Annotated in this window: 11 protein-coding genes; 7 read left to right on the top strand and 4 right to left on the bottom strand. The window is 70.1% G+C overall.

The window, feature by feature from the left end:
* Positions 1-55 precede the first annotated feature (55 nt).
* Positions 56-1,336 (bottom strand): ion channel protein, encoded by a 1,281-nt coding sequence (locus tag OG230_RS16020; RefSeq protein WP_328910893.1) that lies wholly within the window; start codon positions 1,334-1,336, stop codon positions 56-58.
* A gap of 136 nt (positions 1,337-1,472) precedes the next feature.
* On the opposite strand from OG230_RS16020, the gene OG230_RS16015 reads away from it, so the two are divergent.
* Positions 1,473-2,231, top strand: a complete 759-nt coding sequence (locus tag OG230_RS16015) for a MerR family transcriptional regulator (RefSeq protein WP_328910892.1) — start codon at positions 1,473-1,475, stop codon at positions 2,229-2,231.
* 48 nt (positions 2,232-2,279) lie between these two features.
* Here OG230_RS16015 and OG230_RS16010 read toward each other — a convergent pair whose 3' ends face one another.
* Positions 2,280-2,645, bottom strand: coding sequence for a YbjQ family protein (locus OG230_RS16010; RefSeq protein ID WP_328910891.1), 366 nt, complete (start codon positions 2,643-2,645; stop codon positions 2,280-2,282).
* A gap of 147 nt (positions 2,646-2,792) precedes the next feature.
* Here OG230_RS16010 and OG230_RS16005 point away from each other — a divergent pair, with 147 nt between their 5' ends.
* Complete coding sequence (locus OG230_RS16005) at positions 2,793-3,503, top strand: DedA family protein (RefSeq protein ID WP_328910890.1); 711 nt, start codon at positions 2,793-2,795, stop codon at positions 3,501-3,503.
* 17 nt (positions 3,504-3,520) lie between these two features.
* On the opposite strand, the gene OG230_RS16000 is transcribed toward OG230_RS16005, so the two are convergent.
* Together OG230_RS16000 and OG230_RS15995 are read right to left on the bottom strand one after the other, a co-directional pair.
* Entirely contained in the window at positions 3,521-5,215 is a 1,695-nt protein-coding gene (locus tag OG230_RS16000) for a threonine/serine ThrE exporter family protein (protein ID WP_328910889.1), read from the bottom strand.
* A 176-nt stretch (positions 5,216-5,391) separates the two neighbouring features.
* Positions 5,392-5,886 (bottom strand): inorganic diphosphatase, encoded by a 495-nt coding sequence (locus tag OG230_RS15995; protein ID WP_014155500.1) that lies wholly within the window; start codon positions 5,884-5,886, stop codon positions 5,392-5,394.
* Between the two features lie 86 nt (positions 5,887-5,972).
* Here OG230_RS15995 and dacB point away from each other — a divergent pair, with 86 nt between their 5' ends.
* From dacB to ftsH, 5 genes are all read left to right on the top strand, one after another.
* Positions 5,973-7,457, top strand: coding sequence for a D-alanyl-D-alanine carboxypeptidase/D-alanyl-D-alanine endopeptidase (gene dacB / locus OG230_RS15990; RefSeq protein WP_328910888.1), 1,485 nt, complete (start codon positions 5,973-5,975; stop codon positions 7,455-7,457).
* 49 nt (positions 7,458-7,506) lie between these two features.
* Positions 7,507-8,640, top strand: coding sequence for a zinc-dependent metalloprotease (locus tag OG230_RS15985; protein WP_328910887.1), 1,134 nt, complete (start codon positions 7,507-7,509; stop codon positions 8,638-8,640).
* A gap of 190 nt (positions 8,641-8,830) precedes the next feature.
* A complete protein-coding gene (gene tilS, locus OG230_RS15980) occupies positions 8,831-9,919 on the top strand; it encodes a tRNA lysidine(34) synthetase TilS (protein WP_328910886.1) in 1,089 nt (362 codons plus the stop codon).
* Between the two features lie 80 nt (positions 9,920-9,999).
* Entirely contained in the window at positions 10,000-10,539 is a 540-nt protein-coding gene (gene hpt / locus OG230_RS15975) for a hypoxanthine phosphoribosyltransferase (protein ID WP_328911420.1), read from the top strand.
* 216 nt (positions 10,540-10,755) lie between these two features.
* Positions 10,756-12,801: an ATP-dependent zinc metalloprotease FtsH gene (ftsH, locus tag OG230_RS15970; RefSeq protein ID WP_328910885.1), complete on the top strand. Its 2,046-nt coding sequence runs from the start codon at positions 10,756-10,758 to the stop codon at positions 12,799-12,801.
* The last annotated feature ends 104 nt before the right edge of the window (positions 12,802-12,905 follow it).

Genomic DNA, 12,905 nt, shown 5'->3' with positions numbered 1-12,905 from the left:
CGATACGGATAATTGCCTCAATCGGCGCGTCGGGTGGGTGTGCCGGACCGGCGCCTCACTTCAGCGGCGTGCCGTCCTCGTGCAGCTGCATCTGCGCCCGCCCGGTCACCAGCAGCCAGGCCGGCAGCGAGGCGATGCAGAGCAGGGGCAGTACCGCCGCGTCGCTGACCAGGACGGCGGCGGTGAACAGGCTCAGCCAGCCCTGACGGGTCACGGCCAGCAGGATGCCCAGCACCGCGCAGGACACGGCCACCGCGGGCGGTACGGAATCGACCAGGGCGTGCGTGCAGAGCCCGAGCGAGACGCCGACGAAGATGGCGGGGAAGATGCGCCCGCCCCGGAATCCGCAGGTCGCCGCGATGACCAGGGCCGCCAACTTCACCACCGCCATGACGGCGAACTCCCCGGCCGTCCACTTGCCCGGGTCGGCGGCGAGCTCCTTCACCTGCTCGAGCCCCTTGAAGAGCGTGAGATGGCCACCCAGCGCACCCAGGAGGCCGAGCGCCAGTCCGCCCAGCGTCATCGCGAGCACCGGATGCTTCAGCGCCCGGAACAGCCGGTGGGCGACCGGGAACGCGTACACGGCCGCCAGTCCGAGCAGGGCCGCCACGGAGGCGATGACGACCGAGGAGGCCAGGTCGCCCCAGCTCGGCTTCGTGAATGCGGGCAGCGAGAGGTCGAAGCTCGGATGGGCCGTCAGGGTCATGGTGAGCGCACCCGCGGCCCCCGAGGCGAGCGGGGCGAAGAGTCGGTCCCAGAGCGCCCCGGACCCCGGGCGCTCGGCGAGGGCCTCGGAGAGGATCAGCGCCGCTGCCACCGGTGTGCCGAACAGGGCGCCGATGGTGCCGGCCGCCGCGAGGAAGAGCCACATCTCCCCGGGCACCCCGGGCAGCACACGGCGGCCGAGCCAGAAGGCCAGCGCGATGTTCGTGGCCGTGATCGGGTTCTCGGGCCCGAGACTCACCCCGCCCGCCAGCGACAGTACGGTCACCACCAGCAGGCCGGGGATCACGCCGGGCGCCATCGGGGTGTCCACCAGGCCGGTGGTGGACGGGTCGGGACCGGCGTGCCCGTGGACGGTGCGGACGACCAGGCCGACCGCGAGGCCGGTCACGGTGAGCACGACGATCATCCACAGCGAAGAGAACCCGCCGATGCCGAGCGCGTCGGGGATGGTGTCCCACAGCACGTCCTCGAGCTGGTCCGCGAGCAGGCTGATGCCGAGGAGTACGAGTGCGGAGGCCACTCCCACGGCGAGGGCGGGCACGAGGGCCGCCAGCAGCCGACGGGCCGGCGCGGGCGCGGGGGGCGCGGGGGAAGGTGATTCAGGGGCCATCGGCTCACCATAAGGGCGTAAAAGACGCATACGCCTTGTAATGCTCACAGGGGCGCGCGATTTCCGGCTTGCACCTCACGTGGCGTCAGGACCCAGGCTGGGACGCGTACCGAGCAACAGAAGGGAGCGGGGAGCCGTGAGCCACTCCGTGGGCCAGGTCGCCGGATTCGCCGGAGTCACGGTGCGCACGCTGCACCACTACGACGGAATCGGCCTGCTGTCGCCCAGTGGGCGCAGCCACGCCGGTCACCGCCGTTACGACGATGGGGACCTCGACCGGCTGCAGCAGATCCTCTTCTACCGCGAGCTCGGCTTTCCGCTCGACGGCATCGCGGTCCTGCTCGACGACCCGGAAGCGGACCCGCAGGAACACCTGCGCCGCCAGCACCAGTTGCTGTCCAGCCGGATCGCCGAACTGCGGAAGATGGCCGCCGCCGTCGAAACAGCCATGGAGGCGAAGAAGATGGGCATCAACCTCACACCCGAGGAGAAGTTCGAGGTCTTCGGGGGCAAGGACCCGGAGGCGTACGCGGAGGAGTCCGAGCGCCGCTGGGGCGGCACCGAGACCTACGCCGAGTCGCAGCGCAGGGTCGCCCGCTACACCAAGGACGACTGGAAGCGGATGCAGGCGGAGGTCGCCGAGTGGGGCGAGCGCTACGACGCCCTGATGGAGGCGGGCGAGCCGGCCACCGGTGAACGCGCGATGGATCTGGCCGAGGCCCACCGGCAGCACATCACCACATGGTTCTACGAGTGCACGCTCACGATCCACCGGGGGCTGGGCGAGATGTACGTCTCGGACCCGCAGTTCCGCGCCTACTACGAGTCGATGCGGCCGGGCCTGGCCGAGCACCTGCGGGACGCTATCGACGCCAACGCCGAGCGCCGGGCGTAACCGTGTCCGCAGGCCGGTACGGGGGTGGGGCGCCCGCCCCCGTACCGGTCACAGCTTGCTGATCACCGCCGCCGTCCCGTACGCGCAGACCTCCGTACCCACGTCGGCGGCCTCGCTCACGTCGAACCGCATCATCAGCACCGCGTTGGCGCCCCGCGACCTGGCCTGCTCGACGAGCCGCTCCATCGCCTGGTTGCGGGTCTCGACCAGGGTCTTGGTCAGCCCCTTCAGCTCGCCGCCGATCATCGACTTCAGTCCGGCGCCGATCTGGCTGCCCAGATGCCGCGAGCGCACGGTGAGACCGAATACCTCTCCGATCACCTGGGTCACCTGGTGGCCGGGAACGTCGTTCGTGGTGACGATGAGCACATCGGCCTGAGCCGTCTGTCCGCCGCCGTAGTCCTCAATGCCCATGGTTGTGGCACCTCCTGGGGACAGCTTTGCCCCGGTTCGCTCCCTGCGCATGTCCGCCTACGCCGTTGGAACCCGGAGGCGTCCCGCAGCGTTGATAGCTTGGGGCGGCCACGCAGCCGCCATCGATCGATCCTGGAGCCCGGACCCTTGAATACGCTTGCGCTCGGCCCGAGCTGGCTGGACCCGGACTATCTGATCAACCAGTTCGGCCTGATCGGCGTCCTCGCCATCGTCTTCGCCGAGTCCGGACTGCTGATCGGCTTCTTCCTGCCGGGCGACTCCCTGCTGTTCACCACGGGGCTGCTCGTGACGACGGGGAAGCTGACGACCCCGCTGTGGCTCGTCTGCACCCTGGTCGCGCTGGCCGCGATCATCGGCGACCAGGTGGGCTACCTCTTCGGCCGGAAGGTGGGCCCGGCCCTCTTCACCCGGCCGGACTCCCGCCTCTTCAAGCAGGAGAACGTCGAGAAGGCCCACGAGTTCTTCGAGAAGTACGGCCCGAAGTCCCTGGTGCTGGCCCGCTTCGTTCCCGTGGTGCGTACGTTCACGCCGATCATCGCCGGTGTGAGCCGGATGAACTACCGGTCGTTCATCACGTTCAACATCATCGGCGGGATACTCTGGGGCGTCGGTGTCACCGTGCTCGGAGCCATGCTCGGCAAGATCGACTTCGTGCACGCGCACATCGAACTGATCCTCATCCTGATCGTCCTCGTCTCGGTGCTGCCCATCGCCATCGAGTTCCTGCGCGCCCGCAGCAAGTCGAAGAAGGAAGCCGCGCGCGGCCAGGACGGCGACGGTCCGGCCGCCGGCGGGAGCCCCTCCTCCGGCCAGCGCGGCCGGCACGCCAAGCGCTGACCCGGCGGCCCGCCGGCTCAGAAGCCGCGGGTCCGCTTGGCCGCACGGCGGTTCGCCCCGCCGACGGCCCCTGGCACTCGCATGAACAGCCGCGAGATCTCGCTTCCCAGGTTCACCCCGATCGCGATGGCCAGCGCCGTCGCGACCGCGGTGGACAGGGAGGCGAGCCCCGCGTCCAGCTCCCCCTGGGCCACGCCCAGCAGCCCGAAGTACGTCGCGGAACCGGGCAGCAGCGGTCCGATCGCCGCCGTGATGAACGGCAGCGACGAGGTGTACCGGTAGCGCGAGAACAGCTGGCCGAAGAGCCCCACGAGCCCGGCCGCCACCGCCGTCGCCGCGACCGGTGAGATGTCGCCCGTGCGGGCCATGGCCCCGTAGATGATCCAGGCCACGCCCCCGTTGAGGGTGACCATGAGGACGGTCCAGCGCTCCTGCTGGAGCAGCAGCGCGAAGCACAGGCTCAGCGCCATCGACGCCAGGATCTGGAGCACCGGCCGGTCGACGGCCACGAAGCGCGCCTCCGGGTTCAGTCCGACCCCCAGCTGCACCCCCAGATAGAGGATCAGCAGCACTCCTGTCACGATGCCGATGAAGAAGTACATGACTTCCAGGAGCCGGGCGGCGGCGGTGATGTAGTAGCCGGTCAGGCCGTCCTGCACACCGGCCACCAGGGCCCGCCCCGGCAGCAGCGCGAACAGCCCACCGGTGATCACCGCGGACGGGCGGATGTCCGTGGAGTGCGTCAGCGTCAGCAGGACGCCCATGGCCGCGGGCGGCATCGCGGCCACCAGGAACTGGTAGAACTCCGGCAGCCCGCGCCCCGCGCAGAGCCAGGCCAGCCGGTCGCCGAGCATGGCGCCGGCCGCCGCCACCACGAAGACCAGCACGCCACCGCCGACCAGCACCGAGGCCGAACCCGCCAGCAGACCGGCGGCGGCCGTGAGCACCCAGCCGGGGTACGGATGCCGGTTACGGCGGATCTCGGCGAGACGCCCGTACGCGTCCTCCAGCGAGACCTCGACGTCCTCGGTCGTGATGTCGTCGACCAGCCGGAACACGGCCGCCAGGCGGGTGTAGTCCGTGCCGCGACGGCGTACGGTCCGGCTCGCCGTCACCGGGTCGTCGACGAGCGACGGCTGGTGCGAGATGGACAGCAGCGTGAAGGTGACGGTCGGTTCGCACCGGTCGAGGCCGTACGAACGCGTCACCGCGAACATGGCCGCCTCGACGTCCTCGGCGCCCTCGCCGCCCGCGAGCAGCAGCTCCCCGATACGCAGCGTCAGGTCGAGCACACGGGGTACGGCCGGGCCGGTGTCGTCGGTCTTCTGGATGCTCTCGGGCGCCGGCCGCTCGGTCACCGGCATCCGCAGCATGGTGCGCATCCGGTCCTGCCAGGGCGCTTCCTTGGTCAGCCGGATCATCGGGCTGCCGTGCGCCGGGGTGAAGGCGGGCGGTGCGTGCTGGGAGCTGTAGGCGCGCGGCGGTACGAAGGCGGACGTCAGCGTGTCCGAACCGGAACCTGCTCCGGAGCCCGCGCCAGGAGCCCCCGAGGGCTCGGTGTGCAGACCGGCCGGAAGAGCGAACTCCGAGGTCGGATGGTCGTCCTCGACGGGCGCGGCGGGCTGGTCCACGCCCGCGGGTGGCACGAAGGCGCTGCGTGCCTCGTCGGACTGGGGCTTCTGGTCCTCCGGACCGCCCTGTTCCGCCACCACTCGACCTCGCTCCTCATCGGCTGCTTCCTCGGCTGCGCCCAGGGCTCTGTCTCGTGCCCAGTATGGGCACGGACATGGCCCGGGACGCGAAACGGGCGGCACACCAGCGAAGGTGTGCCGCCCGTTCCCCGGCTCGCGTCGGACCAACCGGTCCGAGCGGAAGCGGAAGTGTTACGTCAGTGCGCGCCGCCCTGCGCCTCAAGGCGCTTGTAGGACGCCTCGATCTCGGCCTCCGCCTCGGTACGGCCGACCCAGTCGGCGCCCTCGACGGACTTGCCGGGCTCCAGGTCCTTGTAGACCTCGAAGAAGTGCTGGATCTCCAGGCGGTCGAACTCCGACACGTGGTGGATGTCGCGCAGGTGCTCCACCCGGGGGTCGGAGGCCGGGACGCACAGCAGCTTGTCGTCGCCGCCGGCCTCGTCCGTCATCCGGAACATGCCGATGGCGCGGCACTTGATGAGGCAACCGGGGAAGGTCGGCTCCTCCAGGATGACCAGCGCGTCCAGCGGGTCGCCGTCCTCGCCGAGGGTGTTCTCGACGAAGCCGTAGTCGGCCGGGTAGCTGGTCGAGGTGAAGAGTCGACGGTCCAGGCGGATCCGGCCGGTCTCGTGGTCCACCTCGTACTTGTTCCGCGAACCCTTAGGGATCTCGATAACGACGTCGAACTCCACGGGTGGCTCCTCCATGATCAACACATACGACTGGTGATTAAGTGTCCCCCACGCAGATGGGTGCTCGCGAAAGGGGCTGGTCAACGGTGGCCGAGCCGGTGGAAGAACCGTCGATCCGTCCGTTGAACATGTGGGACAGGCTGAAAGACCCGGAGAACCGTAAGCGGCTGTACGGGTCGAAGAGCCGGCAGCTCGTCGCAGGCTCCGCGGTGCTCGGCCTGGTCGTCGCCACCGGCGCCGTCATCGCCGCCGGTCCCTGGGACTCCGGTCAGCGTAAGGCCGAGCGGGACCGGGTGGTCGCCCGGGAACGTACAGGTGGCGCACATCACGAGCGTCCGGCGCCCGCGGCGCCGCGGCCCGCGCCCAGCGCCCCGGCCGTGCTCGGCGCACTGGGCGGCCCCGTCGTCCGGACGGCGCCGAAGGACGCCGCCGATCTCGCCGCCGCCCTCGGCCCCCTGCTGAACGGCCCCGCCCTCGGCACCCGCCCCACCGGCGCCGTCATCGACACGGCCACCGGGAAGCAGTTGTACGGGCAGGGCACCAGGACCCCGATGACCCCCGCGTCCACGGTGAAGATCGCCACCACGGTCGCCGCACTCCGCGCCCTCGGCCCGGACCACCGCATCGCCACGACGGTCCGGGCGTCGGCGGACTCGCGGACGCTCACGCTCGTCGGCGGAGGCGATCCCACCCTCGACAAGGCCGCCCTCCGCCGCCTCGCCGACGACGCGGCGGACGCCCTGCGGGAGCAGGAGATCAGCACCGTCGAGCTCACCTACGACACCTCCCGCTACACCGGCCCCCCGCTCCACCCCATCGGCCCCAACGAGAACGTCGCCCCCGTCAGCGCCCTCATGATCGACGAAGGCCGGCTGGACGGCAGCACCCACGGGCCCGCCCCGCGCACCGCCGACCCGGCCGGGGACGCCGCGCGCGTCTTCGCCGGGCTGCTCGACGAGGCCGGGATCGCCACCGAGGCCGCGCCCGCCCGCCACCGGGCCCCCGCCAAGTCCCGTACGGTCGCGACCCACCGCTCGAAGCCGATGTCCCAGCTCGTCGAACGGGCCCTGACCAACAGCGACAACGACATCGCCGAGGCCCTCGTCCGCGAGACGGCGCTGGCGACGGGCGAACGGCCCGACTTCGCGGGCGGCCGACGGGCCGTCACCGCACAGCTGAAGAAGCTGGGTCTGCCGGTGGACGGCGCGAACCTTGCCGACGGAAGCGGCCTCGACCGGAACGACCGGGTGACCGCGGCCCTGCTCGCCGGCCTCCTGGCCCGCGCCGCCGACCCCGGACACCCGGAACTCCGCCCCGTCCTCACCGGCCTCCCGGTCGCCGGATTCAGCGGCACCCTCAAGGGCCGCTACACCGGGACGTCCCACGGCACCGGCCTGATCCGGGCCAAGACCGGCACCCTCACCGGAGTGAACACCCTCGCCGGAACCGTCGTCGACACGCGGGGCCGCCTCCTTGCGTTCGCCTTCCTCGCCACCGGCACGACATCTCCGTCCGAGGCCCAGTCCTCGCTCGACACCCTGGCCACCGCTCTCGTCGACGGCCCGCGATGAGCGGTCCAACACCCCTCCACGGGGCGACCCCCTCACGTACGGTTGACGCATGACGAGCATCGGTGGTGCCGAGATGGTCGACTGGAATCTCGCGGTGGCGACCGCGACCCGACTCGTACGGCCGGGGCCCGACATCAGCCGCGAGGAGGCCCGCGCCGTCGTCGCGGAGCTGCGCCGGCATGCCAAGGCTTCGGAGGAGCACGTCCGTTCCTTCACCCGGATGATTCCCGAGGGGCACGAACCGGAGGACACCCCGGTTCTGGTCGTCGACCGGGCCGGCTGGATCAGGGCCAACGTCGCGGGCTTCCGCGAACTGCTCCGCCCCCTGCTGGAGAAGATGCAGGACCGGCGCCCCGGTGGCACCGGAGGCGCCTTGCTCGGCGCGGTCGGCGGCAAGGTGACCGGCGTGGAGCTGGGCATGCTGCTGTCGTTCCTGGCCTCCCGGGTGCTGGGGCAGTACGAGACCTTCGCTCCCGCCACCCGTGAACTCCCCGCCTCCGCGAACGGCGGTGGCCGACTGCTGCTCGTCGCCCCCAACATCGTGCACGTCGAGCGCGAACTCGAGGTCGACCCGCACGACTTCAGGCTGTGGGTGGCTCTGCACGAGGAGACGCACCGCACCCAGTTCACCGGCGTGCCCTGGCTCCGCGACCATCTGAAGGGTGAGATCCAGTCGTTCCTCGACGAGACGGACGTCGACCCGATGACCGTCCTGGAGCGCCTGCGCGAGGCCGCCCAGTCGCTGTCCGGGGCGGGCCGCCCCGAGGGCGAGCAGGGCGAGGACGAGCGCAGCCTCGTCGAGATCGTCCAGACACCCGCCCAACGCGAGATCCTCGGCCGCCTCACCGCGGTGATGTCCCTGCTCGAAGGGCACGCGGACTTCGTGATGGACGGCGTGGGACCGGAGGTCGTCGGCTCCGTGGGCGAGATCCGGGAGAAGTTCCAGCAGCGCAGGGCGCGTGGCGCGGGCCGCCTCGACCTGGCCCTGCGCAAGCTCCTGGGGCTCGACGCCAAGCTCCGCCAGTACCGCGACGGCGAGCGGTTCGTCAGCGCCGTGGTCGGCGAGGTCGGTATGGACGGCTTCAACCGGGTCTGGACCTCGCCCAACACCCTCCCGACCAAGGCGGAGATCGCCAAACCGGCGGACTGGATCGCGAGGGTGCACCGTAAGGCAGAGTCGTGATCTTGACCCGCCCGTAGGCCGAAGAATGCCCCTTCAATCACCCATCCGAGGGACCATTGGGGCATGGGAAGGCGTGCAATGCTCGATGAACAGCTTGGCTCTGTCACCATCGACGCACTCTGAGTGACGGAACACATCGTTCCGTCGCTCCGAGGCGCCCCCCGAAAAAACTTCACGAAGGGCACCGGACATGGGTCCCCATCCTGCGGTCGCAGCGATACGCCTGGCGGTTCGCCGCGTACTCCACGACGTACTCACCGAATACGACCGCCACACCGACAAGGCCGGCCGCGCCGCGTACGCCGGAGCCGGCACGGTCAGGCAGCGCTCCGCACTTCCCGAACGACCCGATACCCCGCTCGTCCTCGTGGCATGCTCCGGCGGCGCCGACTCCATGGCGCTCGCCTCGGCCCTCGCCTTCGAGGCCCGCAAGCTCGCCGTCCGGGCCGGCGGAATCACCGTCGACCACAACCTCCAGCCGGGGTCCGCCCTGCGCGCCGCCGAGGTCGTCAGCCGGCTCGGTGCCATGGACCTCGACCCGGTCGAGGCGGTCTCCGTGCACGTCGGCCGTGAGGGAGGCCCCGAAGCCGCCGCCCGCGACGCGCGCTACGAGGCCCTGGACGCCGCTGCCGAGCGCCACGGCGCCGCTGCCGTCCTGCTCGGCCACACCCGCGACGACCAGGCGGAAACCGTCCTGCTCGGCCTCGCGCGCGGCTCCGGCATCCGCTCCCTGTCCGGGATGGCCGCCGCCTCGGGTCCCGCCGGCCGCTACCGCAGGCCCTTCCTCCAGCTCGACCGGCAGACCGCCCGCAAGGCATGCATGGCCCAGGAGCTGGCCGTCTGGGACGACCCGCACAACACCGACCCGGCCTACACCCGCTCCCGGCTCCGCCACGAGGGCCTGCCCGCCCTGGAGAAGGCGCTCGGCAAGGGTGTCGTCGAAGCCCTCGCCCGTACGGCCCAGCTCTCCCGCGACGATGCCGACGCCCTCGACTCCTGGGCCGCCGAGGCCGACCGTTCCGTACGCGACGACGCGGGGCAGCTGGAGTGCGCCAAGCTCTACGTCCTGCCGCCCGCCGTGCGCCGCAGGGTGCTGCGCCGGGCGCTGATCGAGGCCGGGGCCCCCGCCGGTTCACTGTTCGCCCGTCATATCGAGGAAGTCGACCGTCTCATCACCGGATGGCGCGGCCAGCGCGCCATCAACCTGCCGGGCCGCGTCGAAGCTCTGCGGCAGGGTGGCAGACTGGTCATTCGGCAGAGCTGTGGCGCAAGCGGCTGAAGTGCAGGCGAAACGGCCGACCGGCCCGGGGCACTCCGGACCGGCAGGCTAAGAAAGAGACGCGGGTGAACGAGAAGGACATGGGCACCGACCTTCAGTCGGTGCTCCTCACCAAGGAAGAGATCGACGCGAAGCTCGTCGAGCTGGCCGCGAAGATCGACGCGGAGTACGCGGGCAAGGATCTGCTCCTCGTGGGCGTCCTCAAGGGCGCGGTGATGGTCATGGCGGACCTGGCGCGCGCGCTGTCCACCCCCGTCACCATGGACTGGATGGCCGTCTCCTCGTACGGCGCGGGCACCCAGTCCTCCGGGGTCGTCCGGATCCTCAAGGACCTGGACACCGACATCAAGGGCAGGCACGTCCTGATCGTCGAGGACATCATCGACTCCGGCCTGACGCTGTCCTGGCTGCTCTCCAACCTCGGCTCGCGCGAACCCGCCTCCCTGGAGGTCTGCACCCTGCTGCGCAAGCCGGATGCCGCAAAGGTCGCGATCGACGTGAAGTGGATCGGCTTCGACATCCCCAACGAGTTCGTCGTCGGCTACGGGCTGGACTACGCGGAGAAGTACCGCAACCTGCCCTTCGTCGGCACGCTGGCCCCGCACGTCTACGGCGGCTGACACCCGGCCGGCCGTCCGGCCGGCCGCCCTCCCAACCCGGACGGGCCGCGGGGAACCCTCACCGGCTTCGCGCCGTTGGAGCCTTCGAAGGCGGATTTGTCAGACGTCCCCGGCGGTCGCGGGTGACAATGCTGGGGTACCGTCCGAAGAACAGTCTTTTCTCACAGCAGCATTTACCTACGGGCAGGAGGGACGGGGCGACTTCGCTCCGTATGGATGGACGTGAAGCGATACTTCCGTGGGCCGGTCATGTGGATCGTGCTGGCCGTCCTCGCCGTGGTCGTGTTGATGCAGGTCGTCGGCTCGTCTGGCGGCTACAAGACGGTGGACACCGGCAAGGTGATCCAGGCGATCAGCAAGGACCAGGTGGAGCAGGCCAAGCTGACCACCGGTGACGAACAGATTCTCAAGATTGAGCTGAAGGACGGCCAGAAGCTCGAGGGCGAGTCCGGCAGCAAGTTCCAGGCGAGCTATATCGGCAACCAGGGCGTCGAGCTGGCGGACACGCTGCAGGAGAAGTTCGAGAGCGGTGACATCGAGAAGGGTTACACCGTCTCGCCGTCGAAGCAGTCCCCGTTCGTCTCGATCCTCCTCTCGCTGCTGCCGTTCGTTCTGATCGTGGTCGTCTTCCTGTTTCTGATGAATCAGATGCAGGGCGGCGGTTCCAAGGTCATGCAGTTCGGCAAGTCCAAGGCGAAGCTGATCACCAAGGACACGCCGAAGACGACGTTCGCCGATGTGGCGGGGTCGGACGAGGCTGTCGAGGAACTCCACGAGATCAAGGAGTTCCTGCAGGAGCCGGCGAAGTTCCAGGCCGTCGGCGCCAAGATTCCCAAGGGTGTCCTGCTGTACGGGCCTCCCGGTACGGGCAAGACGCTGCTCGCTCGCGCCGTAGCCGGCGAGGCGGGCGTCCCGTTCTACTCGATCTCCGGTTCCGACTTCGTCGAGATGTTCGTCGGTGTCGGTGCCTCCCGAGTGCGTGACCTCTTCGAGCAGGCCAAGGCGAACGCCCCGGCGATCGTCTTCGTCGACGAGATCGACGCTGTCGGCCGGCACCGCGGTGCGGGCCTCGGCGGCGGTCACGACGAGCGCGAGCAGACCCTGAACCAGCTGCTCGTCGAGATGGACGGCTTCGACGTGAAGGGCGGCGTCATCCTGATCGCCGCCACCAACCGGCCGGACATCCTCGACCCCGCGCTGCTGCGTCCGGGACGGTTCGACCGGCAGATCGCGGTCGACCGGCCCGACATGCTGGGCCGCCTCGAGATCCTCAAGGTGCACAAGAAGGGCAAGCCGGTAGCGGACGACGTCGATCTCGGCGCCGTTGCCCGCCGGACGCCCGGATTCACCGGAGCGGACCTGTCGAACGTGCTGAACGAAGCGGCGCTCCTCACGGCGCGCAGCAACCTGAAGCTGATCGACAACGCCATGCTCGACGAGGCCATCGACCGCGTCGTCGCGGGTCCGCAGAAGCGGACCCGGATCATGTCCGAGAAGGAAAAGAAGATCACCGCGTACCACGAGGGCGGACACGCCCTGGTCGCGGCGGCTTCTCCCCAGTCGGACCCGGTCCACAAGATCACGATCCTCTCCCGCGGTCGCGCCCTCGGTTACACGATGGTGCTCCCGGAGGAGGACAAGTACTCCACGACGCGCAACGAGATGCTCGACCAGCTCGCGTACATGCTGGGCGGGCGCGCGGCCGAGGAGCTGGTCTTCCACGACCCGACGACCGGCGCTGCGAACGACATCGAGAAGGCCAGTGCCACGGCCCGCGCGATGGTCACGCAGTACGGCATGACGGAGCGGCTCGGCGCGATCAAGTTCGGTGGCGACAACACCGAGCCGTTCGTGGGCCGTGAGATGGGCCATCAGCGCGACTACTCGGAAGAGGTCGCCGCGCTGGTCGACGAAGAGGTCAAGAAGCTCATCGAGACCGCGCACAACGAGGCATGGGAGATCCTCGTCGAGAACCGCGACATTCTCGACGCCCTGGTCCTCGAACTCCTCGAGAAGGAGACGCTCGGCAAGGAGGAGATCGCGGAGATCTTCGCTCCGATCGTCAAGCGCCCGGCCCGCCCGGCCTGGACCGGTTCCGCACGGCGCACGCCGTCGACGCGACCGCCGGTCCTCTCTCCCAAGGAGCTGGCCCTCACCAACGGCGTCACCACCGCCAATGGTTCGGCCGCCCCGGCGGAGATCGCACCGAAGGACATCACCCCGGCAACGGAGGCGATTCCGGAGGAGCGTCCGGAGAGCTAGACCCGTACCGACTCCGGTGTGGCCCCCGTCACGGGCGTCCCACCGGTCCCGGAATGGATGCCGCGCCCCCCAGGTTTTAGCCTGTGGGGGCGCGGCTTTTCCGT

It is taken from the genome of Streptomyces sp. NBC_00234, from assembly GCF_036195325.1.
GTDB lineage: Bacteria > Actinomycetota > Actinomycetes > Streptomycetales > Streptomycetaceae > Streptomyces.
This window is presented reverse-complemented; position numbering and strand designations above follow the sequence as displayed.

Coding starts and splice junctions, on each gene's coding strand:
- OG230_RS16020 (WP_328910893.1), bottom strand. CDS start 1,336: ATGGCCCCTGAATCACCTTCCCCCGCGCCCCCCGCGCCCGCGCCGGCC.
- OG230_RS16010 (WP_328910891.1), bottom strand. CDS start 2,645: ATGGGCATTGAGGACTACGGCGGCGGACAGACGGCTCAGGCCGATGTG.
- OG230_RS15985 (WP_328910887.1), top strand. CDS start 7,507: ATGACGAGCATCGGTGGTGCCGAGATGGTCGACTGGAATCTCGCGGTG.
- tilS (WP_328910886.1), top strand. CDS start 8,831: ATGGGTCCCCATCCTGCGGTCGCAGCGATACGCCTGGCGGTTCGCCGC.
- hpt (WP_328911420.1), top strand. CDS start 10,000: ATGGGCACCGACCTTCAGTCGGTGCTCCTCACCAAGGAAGAGATCGAC.
- ftsH (WP_328910885.1), top strand. CDS start 10,756: ATGGACGTGAAGCGATACTTCCGTGGGCCGGTCATGTGGATCGTGCTG.